21 protein-coding genes and 1 pseudogene are annotated in these 20927 nt (G+C 40.0%); 12 read left to right on the forward strand and 10 right to left on the reverse strand.

All coding sequences use genetic code 11. The features are described 5' to 3' along the window. Positions 1-27: 27 nt before the first annotated feature. Entirely contained in the window at positions 28-1011 is a 984-nt protein-coding gene (locus tag RH40_RS12160; RefSeq protein WP_009601819.1) for a DUF3080 family protein, read from the forward strand. Here RH40_RS12160 and RH40_RS12165 read toward each other — a convergent pair. Together RH40_RS12165 and RH40_RS12170 are read right to left on the reverse strand one after the other, a co-directional pair. Then, positions 1008-2954: a DNA topoisomerase III gene (locus RH40_RS12165; RefSeq protein WP_009601820.1), complete on the reverse strand. Its 1947-nt coding sequence runs from the start codon at positions 2952-2954 to the stop codon at positions 1008-1010. The genes RH40_RS12160 and RH40_RS12165 overlap by 4 nt on opposite strands. Before the next feature lie 85 nt (positions 2955-3039). Next, positions 3040-3378: a Grx4 family monothiol glutaredoxin gene (locus RH40_RS12170; RefSeq protein ID WP_009601821.1), complete on the reverse strand. Its 339-nt coding sequence runs from the start codon at positions 3376-3378 to the stop codon at positions 3040-3042. Positions 3379-3679: 301 nt separating this feature from the next. On the opposite strand from RH40_RS12170, the gene sodB reads away from it, so the two are divergent. The 4 genes from sodB (at position 3680) to RH40_RS12190 (ending at position 6516) form a co-directional block, all read left to right on the forward strand. Continuing rightward, entirely contained in the window at positions 3680-4264 is a 585-nt protein-coding gene (gene sodB / locus RH40_RS12175; protein WP_009601822.1) for a superoxide dismutase [Fe], read from the forward strand. A gap of 144 nt (positions 4265-4408) precedes the next feature. Continuing rightward, positions 4409-5011, forward strand: a complete 603-nt coding sequence (locus RH40_RS12180; RefSeq protein ID WP_009601823.1) for a 2-hydroxychromene-2-carboxylate isomerase — start codon at positions 4409-4411, stop codon at positions 5009-5011. 138 nt (positions 5012-5149) lie between these two features. Next, complete coding sequence (locus RH40_RS12185) at positions 5150-5653, forward strand: VC2046/SO_2500 family protein (protein WP_009601824.1); 504 nt, start codon at positions 5150-5152, stop codon at positions 5651-5653. A 200-nt stretch (positions 5654-5853) separates the two neighbouring features. Continuing rightward, positions 5854-6516, forward strand: coding sequence for an SDR family oxidoreductase (locus RH40_RS12190; protein WP_009601825.1), 663 nt, complete (start codon positions 5854-5856; stop codon positions 6514-6516). Positions 6517-6562: 46 nt separating this feature from the next. On the opposite strand, the gene RH40_RS12195 is transcribed toward RH40_RS12190, so the two are convergent. Next, positions 6563-7018, reverse strand: coding sequence for a low molecular weight protein-tyrosine-phosphatase (locus RH40_RS12195; RefSeq protein ID WP_009601826.1), 456 nt, complete (start codon positions 7016-7018; stop codon positions 6563-6565). A gap of 107 nt (positions 7019-7125) precedes the next feature. Between RH40_RS12195 and cobO the strand changes: the two genes are divergently transcribed. Beyond that, complete coding sequence (cobO, locus tag RH40_RS12200) at positions 7126-7731, forward strand: cob(I)yrinic acid a,c-diamide adenosyltransferase (protein ID WP_009601827.1); 606 nt, start codon at positions 7126-7128, stop codon at positions 7729-7731. Between the two features lie 79 nt (positions 7732-7810). Here cobO and RH40_RS12205 read toward each other — a convergent pair. The 5 genes and pseudogenes from RH40_RS12205 to apbC all read right to left on the reverse strand — a co-directional run. Further along, a pseudogene (locus RH40_RS12205) lies at positions 7811-8446 on the reverse strand (serine protease); the annotation flags it as partial. Between the two features lie 21 nt (positions 8447-8467). Further along, positions 8468-8863 carry a hypothetical protein gene (locus tag RH40_RS20380; protein WP_081455008.1) on the reverse strand — a complete coding sequence of 132 codons (396 nt, stop codon included), beginning with the start codon at positions 8861-8863 and terminating at the stop codon, positions 8468-8470. Between the two features lie 158 nt (positions 8864-9021). Beyond that, positions 9022-11205 (reverse strand): AsmA family protein, encoded by a 2184-nt coding sequence (locus RH40_RS12210; protein WP_009601830.1) that lies wholly within the window; start codon positions 11203-11205, stop codon positions 9022-9024. A gap of 150 nt (positions 11206-11355) precedes the next feature. Then, entirely contained in the window at positions 11356-11997 is a 642-nt protein-coding gene (gene udk / locus RH40_RS12215; protein ID WP_009601831.1) for a uridine kinase, read from the reverse strand. Positions 11998-12222: 225 nt separating this feature from the next. After that, positions 12223-13296 carry an iron-sulfur cluster carrier protein ApbC gene (apbC, locus tag RH40_RS12220; RefSeq protein ID WP_009601832.1) on the reverse strand — a complete coding sequence of 358 codons (1074 nt, stop codon included), beginning with the start codon at positions 13294-13296 and terminating at the stop codon, positions 12223-12225. 164 nt (positions 13297-13460) lie between these two features. Between apbC and metG the strand changes: the two genes are divergently transcribed. From metG to RH40_RS12245, 6 genes are all read left to right on the forward strand, one after another. After that, positions 13461-15521: a methionine--tRNA ligase gene (metG, locus tag RH40_RS12225; protein ID WP_009601833.1), complete on the forward strand. Its 2061-nt coding sequence runs from the start codon at positions 13461-13463 to the stop codon at positions 15519-15521. Positions 15522-15760: 239 nt separating this feature from the next. Beyond that, on the forward strand, positions 15761-15955 hold the full coding sequence (locus RH40_RS20385) for a hypothetical protein (protein WP_081455009.1): 195 nt from the start codon (positions 15761-15763) through the stop codon (positions 15953-15955). 108 nt (positions 15956-16063) lie between these two features. Further along, a complete protein-coding gene (locus tag RH40_RS12230; protein WP_009601834.1) occupies positions 16064-16768 on the forward strand; it encodes a winged helix-turn-helix domain-containing protein in 705 nt (234 codons plus the stop codon). A 2-nt stretch (positions 16769-16770) separates the two neighbouring features. Continuing rightward, positions 16771-17238 (forward strand): hypothetical protein, encoded by a 468-nt coding sequence (locus RH40_RS12235; RefSeq protein WP_039954670.1) that lies wholly within the window; start codon positions 16771-16773, stop codon positions 17236-17238. A 24-nt stretch (positions 17239-17262) separates the two neighbouring features. After that, a complete protein-coding gene (locus tag RH40_RS20095) occupies positions 17263-17991 on the forward strand; it encodes a winged helix-turn-helix domain-containing protein (protein WP_009601836.1) in 729 nt (242 codons plus the stop codon). Beyond that, the gene (locus tag RH40_RS12245) at positions 17984-18448 is read left to right on the forward strand and encodes a hypothetical protein (RefSeq protein WP_009601837.1); all 465 of its coding nucleotides are present in this window, start codon (positions 17984-17986) and stop codon (positions 18446-18448) included. Before RH40_RS20095 ends, RH40_RS12245 begins: the two co-directional genes overlap by 8 nt. Positions 18449-18632: 184 nt before the next feature. Here RH40_RS12245 and udp read toward each other — a convergent pair whose 3' ends face one another. After that, entirely contained in the window at positions 18633-19391 is a 759-nt protein-coding gene (udp, locus tag RH40_RS12250) for a uridine phosphorylase (protein WP_009601838.1), read from the reverse strand. Between the two features lie 220 nt (positions 19392-19611). Next, on the reverse strand, positions 19612-20927 hold a 1316-nt coding region (locus RH40_RS12255; RefSeq protein ID WP_039954672.1), incomplete at its 5' end, for a heavy metal translocating P-type ATPase.

The following is a 20927-nucleotide window of genomic DNA, read 5'->3' on the forward strand; positions in this document are numbered from 1 at the left end:
TCAAACACAGCACAAAGGATACCTATTATGTCAGTCAGTCGAATACTTTGCTCCTTATGGGTACCACTTTGTGCTTTGTTGGCTGGGTGTACTGACAACAAACCGAGCCAATATTTTAGCGATTACTTATCTAAAATAGCCTCTGTACAGGAGGCGACTCCGCTAAAGTCTGACTTGCCTAAATACGAAGATTTACCCAGAAAAAGAGAACTTTATATCCCTATCGATCCTATATCGATAGGGCTTTTAGAAAGTTACCAGCTTAGAAAGTGTGGGCTCTTTAATCTAATTGCTGAAAAAAACTCCGCGTTGGGCAAGGTGGCTGACGAATTTCGTAACTACAATTATCAGCGAGATGTTTTGTATGGCATCAGTCGTTGTATTGAGGAAGGCAACATTGACGATACACTGAAAAAAAAACTCATCATCGCAGAAAAACAAAAGCGACCAGAGCTCTATCAACATCAATGGAATTTGACCTATACAAGCCACGCAATGCAAGAACAACTCAAAGGAAGGCATTGGTTAGAACAAGGATTAGCTGAACAAGTGACTCAGGTTAACCATGCAATATCGATATTAAATCAAGCATTTGAAGGTTCTAACATTGATATTACCTCGGCACAGGAGGTGATAGAAAAACAGCACATCATAGGTAATCTAAGCTATTCGTTATTTCATGCTTATCAACACCTGGACATCGTCACTAAACAGCTACTAGACAACGATGATAAAATTCTGTGTGGTCAAAACATTAATAATACTAAATTTCGCTATCTCAACAATGTCTTTGAACAGCAATACCTTGGTAAGGTTCAGCCTTACATGGCAACTCTTGACAGTTACTATCAGCAGCTTTCTGCCAACTTGATCCTCATTCAGCCTAAACCTGAAATGAGTAATTTTAAATACCCATTAGTTGAAATTCACGAGAAATTTAGGTCTTCTATTCAAGAGCATGTCAGTTATTGGCAACGTCTCTTTCAACGTTGCGGCAAGACAGTAGGCTAGTTATTTTTTGCTCTACCGGGAAACTTCCCTCCTCTCTTGCGCTTTTTAGTGAATTTTCTTTCCGTTTTGGGCAAAGCGCGCAGAGACTCAGGTGGCTCAGAAGTACACACTTGAGTCATCAATTTATCAATGTTTTCTTCTAATGCTCGCATAAAAGGCTGGTACGCTTGGCTACGCTCAGCCATTCCCTGAAGTTGATATTCCCAGTTTGCGGTCATATCAGGTAATGTTGATTCCCTTGGCAGCGCATGGATAAGCCCCCTTCCTGCAGGAGTACTGTTAATCACTTTGCCACTTCTTGATAGTAACTGCCGTCGAAACAAGGTGTCTAATATACCTGCTCTGGTTGCTTCAGTGCCCAGTCCATCCGTTTCTCGAAGAATTTTTTTGAGTTCTTTATCCTCAACAAAACGCGCAATTCCCGTCATTGCCTGTAACAAACTGGCTTCTGTGAACGGCTTAGGAGGTTCTGTTTTTCGCGCTTTGATTTCCCCTTCACGACACGTCAATACTGTGTTGACATCAAGAGGTGGTACTTTTTCAACACCAGAATCTTCCTCATCGATCTTGTTGCCTAATAAAGATTTCCAACCCGCAGACAACATCTGTCTCCCTTTCGCAACAAAGACACCACCACCAATATCAAACACCAATTTTGCTTCTGCATAAATGGCTGACGGATAAAATTGCATCAGATATTGCCTTGCTATTTGCTGGTATATGTTAAGTTCATCTGATGATAGAGCCGACGACGACAATGACTTGGGCGTTGGGATAATAGCATGGTGGGCTTCAACTTTTTTATCGTTCCAAGCTTTTGATTTCAGATTTAAATCTACACCTTTTGTGGCACCGCTCAGTTCTTTACTAGTAGTGCTTATTGCGTCAACAATACTGGGAGCCTGAGAAAAATGCTCGGTAGGTAAATAGCGACAGTCTGAACGCGGGTAAGTAATGAGCTTATGCTTTTCATACAGTTGCTGGCAAATATCAAGGACTCGTTGAGCATTCATTGAAAAACGTTTTGCAGCATCAATTTGTAACGCAGACAAAGAATAAGGTAAAGGTGGCGATTGCTTAGTTTTTTTCTGCTCAGACTCTACAACCTTGGCAGGTTGACCCATGATGCGTTGCGCGACATTTTCTACCAAACTTCGATTAATGACCCGCCCTTCTTCATCCTGCCAAGGTTTACAAGCTTCACTGGGTTTCCAACGAGCTCTGATATCAAACTGACCGCCATCATATTGATAGGGAATCAACGCATCAAGAGTAAAATAATCATGAGGAACAAAATTCTCAATTTCTTCATCTCGACGAACCACTAAACCTAGTACTGGCGTTTGAACCCGGCCAACAGACAACACCCCTTGATAGCCTGCTTTTTGACCAAGAAGAGTGTAAGCGCGAGACATGTTCATTCCGTATAGCCAATCAGCTCTGGAACGAGCTAAAGCTGAAATCGAGAGTGGCATAAACTCTTTATTACTGCGCATCTGCTGTAAAGAGCGTTTAACGGCAGGTAAATTCAAATCACTAATAAGCAATCTTTGCGCCGTATCTTTGAGGTTTTTTTTAACCTTGCAGTAATCAATGACCTCATCAACAAGAAGTTGCCCTTCTCGGTCAGGATCACCAGCGTGGATAATTTGCCCTGATTCACGCAATAATTTTTTAACTACAGACAACTGCTTACTTGCCGATTTTCGTGGCTTAAGTTGCCACTTTTCCGGCACAATTGGCAGATCATTTAAGTTCCATTTTTTGTACCGCTCATCATAAGCATCAGGCTCAACCTGTTCCAGCAAATGACCAATACACCAAGTCACTATGTCCCCATTACCACAGCGAATAAAGCCTTGTTCATTTTTTTTAGGGCCAGGAAGAGCGGCTGCGATTGCTCTTCCTAGGCTGGGCTTTTCTGCGATAAATAATCTAGGCATAGTGATACAGGGAGAAAAAGAATAAGGGCTACATTATCGAATGTAGCCCTTAAAGATCAAGAAAAACTGTAAATTTAAACAGTGTTTAAGCGTCGCCTTCGTCTTCAATGCGAGCCGCAGCTTCTTTAATCAAAGTTTGAAGCTCACCTTTTTGGAACATCTCAATGATAATGTCACAACCACCGACCAACTCACCTTCTACCCATAGCTGTGGGAAAGTAGGCCACTGTGCATAAATAGGCAATTCAGCACGAATGTCTGGATTTTGTAGAATATCTACGTACGCAAACTTTTCACCGCAAGCCATCAGAGCTTGGGAAGCTTGTGAAGAAAAACCGCAGCTTGGGAGCTTAGGCGATCCTTTCATGTAAAGAAGGATCGGGTTTTCCGTGATTTGTTGTTTAATTTTGTCAATAGTTTCCATTGCTTCCTCTACTGGAGTTGCTGCAAGTATTGACACTATTTTAAAGCATTAACAGAGAATAAAAAGCCCTTAATCCATGAGGTCATAATTTTCGTATCAATAGTGCTATAAGGTTCCTTATTGGAAGGCGCCTTTCTTTAAACAAATTAGCAACCTGCGCTTTTAATACTGCCAGAAGTTGCTAGAATGTAGCTCAAGTCATAGAAATGACACTGGTCAGGTTTTAACCGCACCGTAAATAATAAATAACACTGGAAGCAATGGAGAGGTACATTCCTCTCAAAAAACGGAGAATCGAGCAATGGCATTTGAACTACCAGCTCTTCCTTACGCGAAAAACGCGCTAGAACCACACATCACAGCGGAAACATTAGATTTCCACCATGGCAAACACCACAATACCTACGTTGTTAAGTTGAATGGTCTGATCCCAGGAACTGAATTTGAAAACAAATCATTAGAAGATATCATCAAAACCTCGACAGGTGGCATCTTTAATAATGCAGCTCAAATCTGGAACCACACCTTCTACTGGCACTGTCTAGCTCCAAACGCTGGAGGCCAACCGACGGGTGCTGTAGCAGATGCTATCAACAGCGCATTTGGCTCGTTTGAAGAATTTAAAGCCAAGTTTACCGACTCAGCAATTAACAACTTTGGCTCATCATGGACTTGGTTAGTTAAGAAAGCAGATGGTAGCTTAGAAATCATTAATACCTCTAACGCTGCAACACCGCTGACAGAAGAAGGCACAACACCGCTATTGACTGTTGACCTTTGGGAACATGCTTATTACATCGATTATCGCAACGTACGCCCTGATTACATGAACGGCTTTTGGTCTCTTGTAAACTGGGAATTTGTCGCAGAAAATTTAGCCAAGTAATTACTGCATCATATAGCGGTGACTACACCAAATTTTTAAGCCTGAGCAGCAATGTTCAGGCTTTTTTATGGGATCTTCACTCGGTCTTTATCATGACATATACTCTTCCTATTAAGAGCATCTTTGATCGATAGGGAAGGTCATATGAGCCAACCTATAACAGCCTGGCTTTCTATTGGTAGTACCTATAGCTACCTTACAGCTATGCGTATCCGCGAGCTCGTCACAAAAGAGAATTTAGATTTAACCATTAAGCCGATAAGTATAAGAAGAATCATGCAAGAAATGGACAACATTCCATTTCCTTCATCAAAGCAACCCAAAGTCGATTATATGTGGCGAGATATTCAGCGCCGTGCTGGGCGTTATCATTTGCCAATTCCCAATGTACCCGTCACTTATCCTCTCAACTATTTCGATCAAGCAAATCTAGTTGGTGTTGTTGTCAATCAACAAGGTCGCTATCTCGAATATTTTGAAACCATCTACCGACTCTGGTTTTTGGAGGGTATTGAAGCGGGCTCACCTGAAAGTCTCCATCTTACTTTAAAAAAATTGAACCTCGATGTGGAGCAGATTCTCAATAAAGCTGACAAAGAAACCGCTTTAACTGTTTATCGCGCCAACACAGAAGCAGCAAAGAGGATGGGAATCTTTGGTGTACCGTCATTCACAGTAGAAAACGAAATTTTTTGGGGTGACGATCGTTTAGAGGATACCATCGACTACGCGAGCTCCAATGACTAAACCTTGATATTTTTGATCCCCAGCCATGAAGGCTCCACTCGATCAAGAAAATATCCAGAAATATTTGTCCACAAATCCCTATCATGACTCAAGTTTTCTCTCAGGCTGCCGCTAAGAAAGCGACATAAGAGGAAACACATGCACATCAATACTCTAGATAAAGCCGGCATCATTAATGAACTCGTTTATGGTACAGATATCAATACTGCTGTACATGAAGGTCGACGTGCCGACTTTTCCCTTATCCTCTCCATGTTTTCAGACAACGCTTGTGAAAATTCCCCTATCGAAAGATTTGATGATCTAAATGAGACGGAAGAAGGATTAAGGAGGCGCTTTGATCTCCAATCACCACAACCTCTGCGCTCAAACCAAAAAAGCTATGAAATTGCCACAAAGCAATCTGACTTTTTCCATCGAGGTGGTTTACCAAGTGCGAAACTCTGCCACTGTATTCAACCTGACGCCTTGATATACCTTCCGGAGGATACCTGCGACTTACCAGAAGACGTCTACCATAATCTATCTGGTCATCAACGTCGTAGTCTTGCGAGTAAAGAACCTAAGGCATCACTACCCACAGATCTTTACAGCCAATTAATTGAAGCAAGAAGATCTCATCAAATACAAACCCAAGTTTAAAAACCTTCAAGATCACATTTTTTTCTAGTTTATCTGTTGCACATGCAAACCCTTTACTCGTAAATGTGAATGACTCCAAACATTCAAACTACGGTCAAGTTATAAACAGGATAATTTGACCTTATTCACAACTAAAACACAGTTAATCTACCATCCTTTGTGGACACATTTTAACCACTAAGCCGATGACGGGGGCATATATGGAAATAAAAAATGCCGTAGTTTTAATTACCTCTGCAGGATCGCAGGTTGGGGGAACGCTCGCTCATCACTTTGCTTCTTTAGGCGCTACACTCGTTATATGTGATCAAGAAGGTGAAGATTTTTCATGCATATACGCACAATGCCTCAATATTTCTGATAATGTTTATAAATTCACAATCAGTGATAACTCACTTGATTCAATCCACGGCCTCTTTGAGTTTATTGATTCTCATCTACATAGAACCCCTGACGTTTTGATCAATGCATTAACTCCTCAAGCTATGCCCAATATCTTCGACCGTCATGGCAGTGATATCTTCACTCAAACACTATCAACTATGGCAGCAACGATGTTTAGCTTTGGACAAGCAACCGCTGAGAGAATGAGAGAAGAACAGAAAAACGGAGTAATCGTCAATGTAATCGCAACCCCTGAATATCAAGACTTATCGGGGTTTGCCAATGCAGCATCTATGGTTGCAGGGTTTACACAAAGCTGGGCGAAGCAACTCACTCCTTTCAACATTCGCGTCGGAGGCGTCATCCCCTCTGTAGAGCACGAGGATGTTCGTTGGTCCGATATACGTGATGACCTCATTAGAAACACAGAATATATCATTACTAACGACTATTTCAGTGGTCGGGTGGTCGCTGCGTGAACTTCAAGGCTAAAATTTGCAAATTCTTAGTACAAGCACCTTGGCGTCATCTTTGTACAGAGGCCAATACCCCATCTGCTGCGCTTTCTATTAAATCAAGTACCAATTCAAATCCCTGCTCACCACCATAATAAGGATCGGGTATTTCGGAGTGAGAGGAGTCAGAATAACTGAGAAAAAGCTTAATCTTATGTTGATACTGTTTAGGACAAAATGCCATCAAGTCTTCCATGTTATTGTTGTCTGCAGCCAAAATTAGGTCAAACTCCTCAAAGTCTTTTTGAATAATTTGCCTAGAGGCAATGCCATCAAAACTATACCCTCGCTGCTCTGCAGCCAAGCGAGACCTGGAGTCTGGTCTTTTACCTTGATGGAATCCTATCGTACCTGCAGAATCCACTGTTATCGGTAACGCCAACTGCCGAGCTTTTTTTCGCAATACAGCTTCACCAGTTGGAGAACGGCAAATATTTCCCAGACATACCACCAAAATGCTTTTCACTACTTCCACCGTCATATACATATCCTCACCGTAGTAAACTAAAGGTTTTTGCATCTATTCCAATAAGCTATCATACGTGCCAGCTAGTCTATCTAAAAGGTATTACTATGATTCAAGAAGTAGATAAAGAAGCTCGTCACAAGGCTCGTCAGCAAAAAGTAAAAGATAAAGTAGATGCAAGGGTCGCCGAAGCTCAAGAGGAAAAAGGACTATTTCTCATTATCACTGGCAATGGAAAAGGGAAATCGACGTCTGGGTTTGGAACGGTTGCAAGGGCGGTAGGCCACGGATTGAAATGCTCTGTCGCTCAGTTTATCAAAGGAACGTGGGACAATGGTGAACGCAATTTGCTTGAAAAATTGGGCGTCGAATTTCAGGTAATGGCCACTGGCTTTACTTGGGATACCCAATGTAAAGAGAGTGATACTAAGGCTGCACAGCAGGTTTGGGTAGAGTGTCGACGTATGTTACAAGACGAGTCTATTCAGGTCGTTCTTTTGGATGAATTAACCTATATGGTCAGTTACGGATATATTGAACTGGAGGAAGTCATCGAAGCAATCACAAACCGCCCTAAAATGCAGTCTGTCGTGGTTACGGGTCGGGGCGCACACCGCAGCCTTATCGATATCGCGGATACAGTCTCTGAAGTCAAAAACATCAAGCATGCTTTCGATTCTGGCGTAAAAGCACTCAAAGGTGTGGATTGGTAAAAGAAGATAAGAAAGCAATTTATTTTGAAACAAACGTCTTGAGCATAGCAAGCTAGCAAGACGCTTGTTTGACCATTTGTTAGATAGAGCCGTCCTCAATAGCCTTAGTAATCCATTCAAGATAATGATGAACACTCATATAAATACCTGGTTCTGATGCCGAAGCATAGCCCAAACTCCAACTGACTATGCCTGCTAAGTAATACCTTTCATTGTACTTATAAATAAGGGGACCACCACTATCCCCACTCCCGAGTTCAATACCGTCACGAGCTGCGCACAAGGCAAATTCGTCAAGTTGTGAGTATGGTGATGGTACTTTTAGGTTCTGACAAGTTTGTTGATCAATAAAATCGACGATCGCTTTTTGAAGCCGTCGAGGATAGTTACTTCCACTGCCCTCTTCTAGTGTCATATTACCCCAACCAGCGACTGTCATTTCCGTATCTGTGGTGAGCCATTGGAAACGTGTATCATCAATGATATCGATTGGATTGGACTTCGCAGGTTCGGTCAAACGAATAAGGGCTATATCATTGACCAGAGAGAAGGAATCATAGCCTGCGTGAGTAAAGATTTTTTCTGCTGATTGAGGAGCGTATGCAGATTCAGCCAAACCAATATCATGCACGCCCACGACGATAGATAACTCGTTCACTTGCACTCCCTCAACACAATGTGCGGCGGTGACTAACAAGTCAGGTTGAATCAAAGACGCTCCACAATAGAAACCATCTTATGGCGTTGAACCCTTCGAGTAAAGAGCAGCAATAAATGGAAATTCATCTGCTTTAGCTAATTGCCCTGAAATGATAGAACGAGCCTGAACAGATATTGAAATAGCAATGAATACAGAGAGAAATAGAAAACGACCTAGAATAAACATATTGTTTCGCCATCCTTTAGCAGCATAATAAGTTATCGAATGACGGAAGCTAACACTTTGAATAAAAATATACCCAAGTGACTTCAAAATGCAGGATCCAGAGCGATGCCACAGTGTTGAGTTCAAGGAAAATAACGCCGTGGAATAGCCGTCTCTTACCAAGTTGTTTGACGATGAAATCAGCGCTGTGGCACGCTCCCGAAGGGCGAGTTGCCTTGCTTTACATGCGTCGTTACCGATTTTCAATTTAGATGACTAGATTTTCAAATCGTTGCCTTACCTGTAAAGCAAACCACTCTCGCTGAACCTAGCATCTTGAGGTTACTTGGGTATATGTAAATACTCAAATCTCGCTTGGATAACAAGAGATATATAAAGCGCGCTTATCGCGCGCTTTTACAGTGCTAGTTGAATAAACCTTTTAGCAACTTGTTGACTGCATCCTTGGTTTTTTCATCTTTTATTTTATCTCCCAGCTTTTCATCAAGTTTTTTCAAACCACGATCAATTTCTTTTTGCGCTTTTTGTTTGAGCACTTCATCAAACACCAATTTAAACTTAGGATCAGCCCACTTTCCTGAAATATTAATCGGAATTGTAATATCCCTAAGTTCATCAATATCTTTTCCACCTTGTCCGGAAAGAGAGCCAACAATGGAGGTTCTTAGCAAGAAATCAACATCCTGTTGTAAATAATTGGCCTTCCCCTCACCATGAATACGCAGAAGTGGTGATTGGATCGATAGATCATTGGTCGACACAGTTCCTTTATTCAGCTTCAATGTCGCTTGCAACGCACTAAAATCTGTCTTCAATGGCTCATTCTGTTTCTCAACTTCTTTACCTTTGAACTTAGCGTAATTTTCACGAATCAATTGAGCAACATTGATTCCATTTACCGCACCATCTTCAAATAGAATCGATACTGTTCCAGCAAGATTTTTCTTTATTCCATTCACTGTCAGGCTCTTTCCACTGATATCAACATTGATATTACCGGTACCTTCTAGCTTATCGTTCTCCAACACATCACGTAAAAGAGGCTGAACCTTAACACCTTTAAGCTGCTTCTTTACCACATAAGATGCTGGTGATTGACGTGCATCTAAACGAGCATTTGCTTTAATTGACCCCTGATAAAGGTTTGAAGAAAATGAACTTAACTTAACGATACCCTCTTTGATAGAGAAATTTGCATCAACATTTTGCATGCGTGCATTACTGGCTTTAAATGCATCTATTGCAATCTTCCCTTCAACATCCAGAGTTTTCAAAGCAGATAAATCAGGCTCTTTTTCATCGGATTGCTCAGGTTGTGATTGCTCAGGTTTTGATTGAGAACTTTTAGGTGCCGTTGGAGTTTCGCTAGCAACTTCATCATGCGAGGGCTCATTAACAGAACGAGATAGACCGAGAAACTCATCTAAATCTATATTCGGACTATGTAAAGAAAAACGGATTTTAGGTATATCAGATAAAGTAGCGTCCGTCTTCCCATCGAATAACAAGTCATTTGCGGCCAGTTTTTTCAAAACAAAACTCAAGTGTTTTTGAGTAATATCAAAAGACAAAGTTGAGTCCATATCGATATTCATGGGAGACTGTGGCAGGGATGCTCCTTGTAATGTTGCTTTAAGCTTTAACGGGCCCATCAATAGCTTAGTCATTTCTGGATCTATCGTTAAAGTCGATGAACCTTTCAAATCTAAGTCTAAACCAGAAGCCTGACCAACGACCTCATAAGTCAACGAGTTTGCTTTACCGAAAGCAAAAGTATCCAGTCCAATCACCGCTCGTTCAATCTTGGTCTGAGGGTCACTGAGAGAGGCATCTAACTCAATATCACGCAAAGTATAAGAAACTAAATCTTGCTGAAGCTTAAATTCTGCACGTCCTTGAGTGGCAAACTTTTGCTGATTATTCTGACCTTTCATCGCAAAATCGATTTTTGTCCATTGGTCAAACGCAAATTCAGAAAGTTGGAAGCTAACATCATAAAGTTTTGTATAAGTGCCCGCTTTTCTGTCTTGGATCTCAACAGAAGTATCTGAAACCGTTATACCAGCTAAATTAATCGACCAATCGTCAGTACTTAACCCTGTACCTGAACCATCTTTAGATGAACTTACATTGTCTGATTGAGGCGCTGTACTCTGCGCGCTACTTGATACTGTTTGCTGCTCGGTTACTGATGATTTTTGACTTAATACATCGATATTTCTCTTACCGTCTTTAAGGGTTTCTATATGTAATTCCGCACCGCTAAGATTTACATTCCCTATCTCAAGTTTTTTTTGAAGCAGTGGTATCACGGAAACATCGATGCCGATTGTATCGACTTTGAATAAATTCTGATTCTCAAATTCATCTGGATTGCGAAGTTCAGTTTTACCTAAAGAAAAACCAAGTGAAGGAAAGAATTGCCATTGAATGTCCCCATCGACAACGAGATCAAGACCTGTATTTTTCTTTACCTGCTCGACGAGCAATGGCTTAAATTGATTTGGGTCAACCAAGGTGACTAACGCCAATAACGCTATCGATATGGTCAAAATGACAATACCAAGTACCAAAAGCAGTTTCTTCATCCAAATGGTCCTTTCTTAACTGATTTTCGAGCTTTTAACTGATTTCAGATAGTGATTAAAATACTATGGACGCTATAGCGCCCATAAAAAAGTGACACTAAAAGTGCCACTTTCATAAAAAAAAATAAAGAGAAGAATTGAATTTCTACGTTAAGCTTTCAAAAGTCTTGCAATGTGCGCTTTCAATACGTCAATCGCGATACGGTTTTTCCCGCCACGAGGCACAATAATATCTGCATACTGTTTTGACGGTTCAATAAATTGCATGAACATAGGACGAACCGTATCTTGATACTGTTTTAAAACAGAGTCCATTTCACGACCACGCTCTTCAACATCTCGCTTAACCCTTCTCAGTAAACAGATATCTAATGGCGTATCCATAAATACAGTAGCATGCATAAGTTGACGAAGGCGGGGATCTGTCAGGAGTAGTATACCCTCCAGTATAATCACTTTTTTAGGTGTTACCTGTGTGGTATTCGCTGTACGAGTGTGCTCTGAGTAGCTGTACTCTGGAACCTCGACCGAATACCCTTGCATTAATTGCTCTAAGTGTTGACATAGTAAATCATGATCAAATGCGTTTGGATGATCGTAATTCGTCTTTACGCGCTCTTCCATGCTCAAATGGCTTTGATCGTTATAATAGCAATCTTCGGTAATCACACCAATTTGATGGTCGCCGACCTTTTCACGAAGTTCATTGTAAATGGTACTAGCGATGAGGCTTTTCCCAGAAGCAGACGCGCCAGCAATACCGACGATGACGCATTGATTATTATCAGACATTATTCTTGCACCCGATGATTTTAATTGGTGTCACATGCTAATACTATAAGCGCTCGTTTAAATACGCCGCTTGCATTAGTGCCCTTTCAGACAAACTGCCCGATTATAAGGAGTAAACGGCTCAGTGGCTAGAGAGAATTGAACAGATTTTTATAAATCATCTCTTGTCAGATGCCAACCAACCGATTGCGTAATCTGAACTCTTCAACCTAAGCTTTACACCGATTAATCAAGCATAGTAAACGAGATAGCTTCTGGTTTTTCTTTACTGCACCAATAGAGTTTAGCGCCCACTTTCTGTGCGAGTGCAAAATACTCTCTAGCATGCTCAGAGTTAGGGCGTCCGACAACGCTTGGTAGACCTTTATCGATATCCTCTCGAATCTGGATATGTAAAGGAAGTTGAGCCAACAGATCCAAACTCAGTTCTTGACTCATCTGTACTGCCCCCCCTATACCAAAAATATTTTCCTTCTCTCCACAATGACTGCAAATGTGATAACTCATATTTTCAATCACACCAATTACAGGCACCTCTACTTTTTCAAACATAGCCGCTCCCTTTCGAGCATCAGCCAATGCCAAATCCTGTGGTGTTGTCACAATAACAGCACCGGTAACAGGAACCTGCTGCGCCAAGCTTAGTTGTATATCTCCTGTCCCAGGAGGCATATCTACAAAAAGGTAATCTAAGTCAGGCCATTCCGTTTCATTAAGCAATTGTGCCAGCGCTTTTGAAGCCATTGGACCACGCCAAATCGCGGCTTCATCTTGAGAAACTAAATAACCGATTGATTGAGTGTATATTCCCTTAGTATGAATCGGTTGCATCCATTTATTATCACGAACTTCTGGCTTCTCGTCTGTGGTGCCGAGCATTAAAGGAACCGATGGACCATAAATATCCGCGTCTAACAATCCTACCCGCGCACCAGATGCTGAGAAGGCCAGAGCAAGATTAACTGCTGTTGTTGATTTACCAACCCCTCCTTTCGCTGAAGTCACGGCAATGATGTTCTTTACACCTTGGACACTGCGACTCAAATGAGTTTCCAATGCTTTGATTCGAGTCGAAATCTGATACTGGAAGGGCTCTACGTGTTTGTGTTCAAACTGCGACTCTATCCAACACATCAAGGCATCTTTCAGCTCATGGTTTGCATAAGGAATGGTAATTTTAACTCCCCCCCCGTCCAAAGTAACCCAGCGTTCAAGTTTTGCCCAATCTGTAATCAAACATGGATGTTCAAACTGACAGAACCAGTCACAAAAATCTTGCCGTACATTTAGTTTTTGCATAGCTACCCCACAACCATTTTTACGCCATTATACTCGAATGATGCCACCTTTCTGAACCACAAAAAAACTACGGGGATCGACTAAGTCATAGCTTGGAGTAGGAGTGCGGATAGGGTAAACTTAGCCCCTATAACTACCAATTATTAACAAAGCGATTATTAAGTATGGCAAACGATTCAAGCAACCCAAACCCTAGGAAACTTTTGGTTACCTGTGCTCTCCCTTATGCCAATGGTTCCATCCACCTCGGTCACATGTTAGAGCATATTCAAGCTGACATTTGGGTTCGCTACCAGCGACTTCGTGGTAATACAGTAAACTTTATCTGTGCTGACGACGCGCATGGCACGCCAATTATGCTTAAAGCGCAGCAAATGGGGCTTACCCCAGAAGAAATGATCGCCGCAGTCAGTGAAGAGCATCAAAAAGACTTCGCTGGTTTTGATATTAGTTTCGACAATTATCACAGTACCCACTCTGAAGAAAACAGAGAGCTTGCTTCACATATTTACCTAGAGCTTAAGAAGAACGGCTTCATCTCAAGCAGAACGATTTCACAGCTGTTCGACCCTGAAAAAGAAATGTTCTTGCCTGATCGCTTTGTTAAAGGTACTTGCCCTAAATGTAAGTCTGAAGATCAATATGGTGATAACTGTGATAACTGTGGTGAAACATACAGCCCAACAGAGCTTATAGAGCCTAAGTCAGCTGTCTCTGGCGCGACGCCAATAATGAAAGATTCAGAGCACTTCTTTTTTGACCTACCCCAGTTCGAAAGCATGCTTCAAGAATGGACGCGTTCAGGCTCTCTTCAAACTGAAACCGCGAACAAAATGCAAGAATGGTTTGAGTCAGGTTTACAACAGTGGGATATTTCACGTGATGCTCCATATTTCGGTTTTGAAATCCCCGGAGAAAAAGATAAGTTTTTCTACGTATGGCTAGACGCTCCAATTGGGTATATGGGTTCATTTAAAAACCTTTGTAACAAGCGTTCTGATCTAGATTTTGAGGAATATTGGAGAAAAGATAGTACCGCTGAATTGTACCATTTTATCGGTAAAGATATTGTCTATTTCCATAGTCTTTTCTGGCCTGCAATGCTAGAAGGTTCGGGATTCCGCAAGCCTAATAATGTTTTTGTACATGGATACGTCACAGTTAATGGTGCGAAAATGTCAAAATCGAAAGGGACATTCATAAAAGCAAGCACCTACCTTGAGCACTTAGATCCTGAGTGTCTGCGTTATTACTACGCAGCGAAACTTAATAGCCGTATCGATGATCTCGACCTTAATTTAGAAGACTTTACTCAAAGAGTGAATGCTGATGTAGTCAATAAGATTGTTAATCTCGCATCGAGGAACGCTGGCTTTATTACCAAACGCTTCGATGGCCAACTATCAGCCACCTGTAACGAACCAGAACTCTATCGTGAATTTGCTTCAGCAGCAGATAACATTGCAGAACTCTACGAAACTAGAGAGTTTAGCCGCGCGATTCGCGAAATTACCGCACTGGCTGACAAAGCCAATCAATATGTAGATGAAAAAGCGCCTTGGGTAGTTGCGAAAGAAGAAGGTAAAGAACAAGAACTGCAAAATATCTGCTCTGTAGGCATCAACTTATTCAAAGTGTTGATGACCTACCTCAAGCCGGTGATGCCTGCTTTGGCCGCTCGCACTGAAGCGTTCTTAAATAAAGAACTGACTTGGAGTGACTTGTCTACCCCACTAGAGAGTCATAAGATCACTAAGTTTAAAGCGCTTTTTAATCGCATCGATCCTAAAAAAGTGGATGAGATGCTTGAATCATCGAAAGAAAGCGCCTCGGTCGAAGTTAAAGAACAAACGCAGCCTGCACAAAACGCAACAGAACTAAGTAAAGACCCCATTGCAGCAGAAATTGATTTCGATGATTTCGTAAAAGTTGATATGCGTGTGGCTCGTATTATTTCTTGTGAAGAGGTGCCAAAGGCGAATAAGCTCCTAAAGTTTCAGCTGGATATCGGCGGTGAAACTCGTCAGGTGTTTTCTGGAATTAAATCAGCGTACAAGCCTGAAGATCTTGAAGGCAAACTTACCGTCATGGTAGCGAATCTTAAGCCAAGAAAAATGAAATTTGGTATGTCTGAAGGCATGATCTTAGCTGCGGGCCCAGGCGGTAAGGATCTTTGGATACTAGAGCCACACGATGGCGCTCAACCAGGAATGCGGATTCTATAGTCAATAGAATTAAGCCTTACTCTATTTGGGTAAGGCTCTTTCCCATTCGATCGTAAAGAATAAAAAGTAGTCATGGGATCCATTACAGGTCCTGTAAATCAATCCACATAAAACATCGATTATTTATGGTCACTATTTCTATAAACTGGTGTATACCCAAGTAACCTCAAGATGCTAGATTCAGCGAGAATGACTTGCTTTACAGGCAATGCAACGATTTGAAAATCTAGTCATCTCAATTGAAAATCGGTAACGACGTATGTAAAGCAAGACAACTCGCCCTTTGGGAGCGTGCCACAGCACCGATTTCATCGTCAAATAACTTGGTAAGAGTCGACTATTTCGCTGCGTTATTTTCCTTGAACTCAACACAGTGGCATCGCTCTGAATACTGCATTTTGAAGTCACTTGGGTATACTAACACTACTACTTAAGCACCAGATTAGATTCAAATTTATTATTTAAAACGAATTAAAGATACTGTAAAAAATCAACTATACTTCTAAACTTCAATTACAAGCACTTTACTCCTTAAGGTCTCTATGCACCCGGATAATATCATCCACCTTTGTGGCGATATCAGTATCGACAAAAGACAAATGTCGATTCTGGTAGATGGCAATTCTTACAGGATGAATTACAATGAGTTTCATATACTTTCTTATCTCGCAGAGAATAGCAACAAAATCATCTCCAAAGACGTTTTACTCTCTGTTGGGTGGCCTGACAACGTAGTAACAGATGCTTCACTGCACAGAGCTATTTTTAGTCTAAGAGCAGTTTTGTCACTATCAAATGTTGAAATAAAAACGATTTCCGGACGAGGATATATTCTGGTCATAGATGATGACCACACAAGAGATAAAAGAGAAGAAGGTTCAGAAAAACACAGTATTACATGCAAAAAATCCCCCATTAAGAACAATATAATTATTATTTCAATATTATTTTTTTCAATTTCAATAATTAATATTGTTAATAAATTAAAAAGTAAATCAGATTTTATTGATAATAATTTTACTGTTTTAGAAATAAAAGATAGCACTATCCTAAAAAATAAAAATATATCATTACCTGAAGAGTTCTTATCAAAAGTTAAATCTAACCCTAGACATCTGTTTTACTTTTTTAATAAGAATAAATATTTTTACGAAATATCCACTTTTGATCCCAAAACAAACCAAAGTCAGAACTATTTTATAGAAAAAGAAAATTGGAAAAATTTTATTAATAGTTGGAGGGGATAAAATTGATAAAATATTATTTTCTTCTTTTTATTTCATTTGTATTTTTAATTTTTTCTTTTATTTTTGAAAGAGAAACCTTTGATAAATCAGAAATACTCAACAGCAACATTGTGATCAACCCGTATAAGAAACATCCGTGGAAGGAACAAATAAATATTCTTATTAGCAAAGATGGCCATTACCATACAACACTAACTCTTAAAGAAGAAGAAGAAAACAGTATAAATGTGTTTTCACTTTTTGGAATACTATCACGAGAGAGAGAAAACAGCTTCAAGATAAAGTCAACAACAAAATCAATGTACAATAAATCAGAATTTAATTTAAACTCAGAAATTATTAATGAATTATATGATCTAAACAATTTCACTATTATAGATTATTTTGATGTTATATACAGAGATAAAAGAAAAATAATTATTGAAAGGAAGCATGGTAATATAAATAGCCTAATGCTGACGCGAGAATAAAATTAATCAGGAGTGAGTATTATAATGACAATAACAAATAATGGAGTATACGAGTTCAATGATGTGATCATTGATACTAAAAACATGTCCATTATTCATAAAGAAGAAACTACCTCTCTAAGTTATAGCGACTTTTTAGTCTTCATTTACTTAGTAGAAAATAATAACAAAGTAGCAGAAAAGAGCACACTAATGTCTGAAGGCTGGCCTGGTAATATTGTCACGGAGTCTTCATTGCACAAGTCTATATATAACTTAAGATACGCATTAAGAAATACAGAGTGTATAGAAATCAAGACTATTCCAGGAAAAGGTTATTACCTATCATGTGAAAAAACTGACATCATATTATTAGATAATTACAGAAACACTGTAACAAACAACCATGATGATAAAGTAGTATTTTATTTTGGTAGAATTATTAGAAAAACCTCTTTAATGTTATCTTTAATAATGATCTTATCTTCTTTTATACTACTTTATATTACCTTCAATAAAAATGAAATATACAAAGATGAAAGATTCGAATTAATAAAATTTAATGGTAGTGAAGTTTTAAAGTTAAAAGAAACAGAAATACCTATAGAACTTAAAGAAATCTTAGAGCCTAACTACTGGTATTTTTACGCTTACTATAATCAAACACACCAAATCTCTGTTTATGATCAGAAAAAAAACTCAACAAAAAATTACTTTATTACAGATAAAGATTGGAAGGACTTCACTAAGAAATGGAGCACTAGAAATGATTAGGGACTTTTATCTACTATTTTTTTCATCTTTGTTACTAATTTTTTCTGTTTTTTCTTACTACAGGTATGATGTAAAATCAACGGAATTAGAAGGCAATATTATTTATAATCCATTTCAGAAAAACGAATGGAAGGAGAGAATAAACACATTTTTAAGTTATGATGGAAGCTATTTTTCCACTATAATTATTAAAGATGAATTTGGACGTTCTCATATATTCTCCTCTAATGGTGATATAGAAAAAACCAAAGATAACACGTTTGAAATAACATCAAAAAATAAAATGTTAAGTAAAAACAATATAAAAATGAAAGGTTCAGAAGCCTATACAAACCTCAGCAAGATTGATGGTTATAAAATTGTCGATTCATTTAATATCATTTATAAAGACAATAGAAAAAGAATATTGGAGAGGCCAAACAGGGATATCAAATTTATTCTACTAAAAAATAAGTAAGCTTATTTTCAGATAGAGCTACATACTTGATCACTTCAAGATGCGAGGCTTGGCGAGAATAAACTGCTTTACGGACACAATAAGGATTTGAAAAAACTTAATCATCGCTCATTGCAAAGCCGAAAAACTTTTAAAGACACCCAAGCGTCTTTTCATCGCTTGGGTGTATGTAGAATACTTCAATCTACAGCATCTTTCGAGCCGCTTCCACCACAACTTTTATCGAGCGGGCTTCAGTTTCTCGTAACGTTTCATGATCGGGGATCTCTTGTTGCGCACGATTAATGATTACCCCTGCAACACAACCCGCTTTCAGCCCTGAGCTTGCACACATAGTTAGAAGAGTAGCCGATTCCATTTCAAAGTTGAGTACTCCCATGCTTTGCCACTCTTGCATTGAACCTTGGAAACGTTTTACTACTCGGCCTGAGAAGGTATCATAGCGTTCTTGACCGGGATAAAATGTGTCACTCGACGCCGTTACCCCCATATGGACGGTCGCTCCAGCCTCTTCAACAGCCGCTTTCATTGCAGTTGCAACATCGAAATCTGCAACAGCAGGAAACTCCATTGGTGCAAAATGGAGGCTTGCTCCGTCAAGGCGTACTGAGCCAGTCGAAACAATCATATCACCGACATTAACATGTGGTTGAATTGCACCTGTAGTTCCAACACGCAAAAATGTACGAATTCCTAATTGTGCCAGCTCTTCCACGGCAATAGAGGTAGAAGGACCTCCGATACCAGTAGAACAAACAATCACAGACTCCCCGTTTAACTCAGCACGATAAATAGTGTATTCCCTATGCTGTGCAAGAAATACCGGATTGTCCATCTCCTCGGCAATTTTAGCTACACGTGCAGGGTCACCAGGAATTATTGCTAAGCTAGCACCAGCCAGATCAGATTTAGTCACACCAAGGTGAAAGACAGCTTGAGACATGAGTTACTCCTTGTCATTCGCCCCCGAACTCCTTAATTGCCGGGGACCATCTATTTAAAGAATTTGATACGGCGTTACTCTAACTAAAGTCGGGGAAAAAAATTCCGACTTAGATCACACTAAATGAAAAGCATCTTGTTGCACTTGCAAACCAAAGCGATCTTTGTCACAAAAAACGTCAAAAACAAACATTATGTTACATATAATTATGAATTACTATTTAGGAAGAAGCGTGCTTGTCAATAGGTTTAAATTTAAGTAATCGCAATGCATTCAGCGTAACAATCGCTGTTGCACCACTATCGGCCAATACTGCAACCCATAAACCAGTAATTCCCATTAGACTAGTAACTAAAAAGACGCCTTTTAATCCCAAAGCTAAAAATACATTCTGACGAATATTATTGAGTGTCGCTCGAGAAAGCTCAATCATGCCACTCAACTCAGTGAGTCGATTATGCGTAATGGCGGCATCAGCAGTCTCAAGAGCGACATCCGTTCCTCCTCCCATTGCAATGCCAATACTTGATGCTTTCATTGCAGGTGCATCATTAATACCATCTCCAACCATTGCAACACGGCTAACTTGAGCAAGTCGTTCAACGTGACTGACTTTATCTTCGGGAAGTAAACTAGCTTCAAAATCTAATCCAAGTTTTTGACTGATTTGCGAAGCCGCTCTGGGATTATCACCGGTTAACATTATGGGACGAATACCCAATGCTCTTAACGATTTAATTGCATTGATCGCGTCGTCTCTTAGCTGGTCTTGTAATGCGATAAGACCAATGTATTTGCCTTCTCCTTGTGTAACAACTACAACCGTTTTACCCTCAGATTCGAGCAATTCAATCTCATTATCTATATTTTTTGGCAGTGCTAGTGTTATTTTACTCGGTGCACTAACTTGATAACTTTCACCCCGAATGACTCCTCTCACCCCGACACCAACTAACGCTTGCCTATCTTCAGCCTCCGAGATGTCCAATTGCATATCTTTGGCATGATTAACTATTGATATAGCGATAGGGTGGCTAGAGCCAAGCTCTATCATGGCCACTTTTTCTACCAGTTCTTTCTTGCTCATACCTTCAATGGTAATAATATCTGTCACCAAGGGCTTGCCAATGGTTAATGTGCCCGTTTTATCGAAGGCAATCGTTTCAATTCCACCTAGTAACTCAAGTGCAGCACCTCCCTTAACTAATGCACCACGTCGAGCTGCAGCAGCCAGACCCGATGTAATTGCGGCTGGAGTAGAGATAACAAGCGCACATGGACAGGCGATAAGCAATAACGCTAATCCTCGATATAGCCAAGTATCCCATGATTGCGCAAAAAGTAGTGGGGGGACAGTAATGACACCCAATGCAACAATCATCATGAGAGGCGTATACCAGCGACTAAACTTATCTAAAAAACGCTCAAGGGGCGCTTTTCTCGATTCTGCTTCTTCAATCATATGAAGAATTCTATCAATGGTATTTTCACCTTGTTTAGAAGTTATAGTCAGAGATACCACTCGATCAACCACAA

The organism is Vibrio caribbeanicus ATCC BAA-2122, assembly GCF_000165125.1.
GTDB classification, from domain to species: domain Bacteria; phylum Pseudomonadota; class Gammaproteobacteria; order Enterobacterales; family Vibrionaceae; genus Vibrio; species Vibrio caribbeanicus.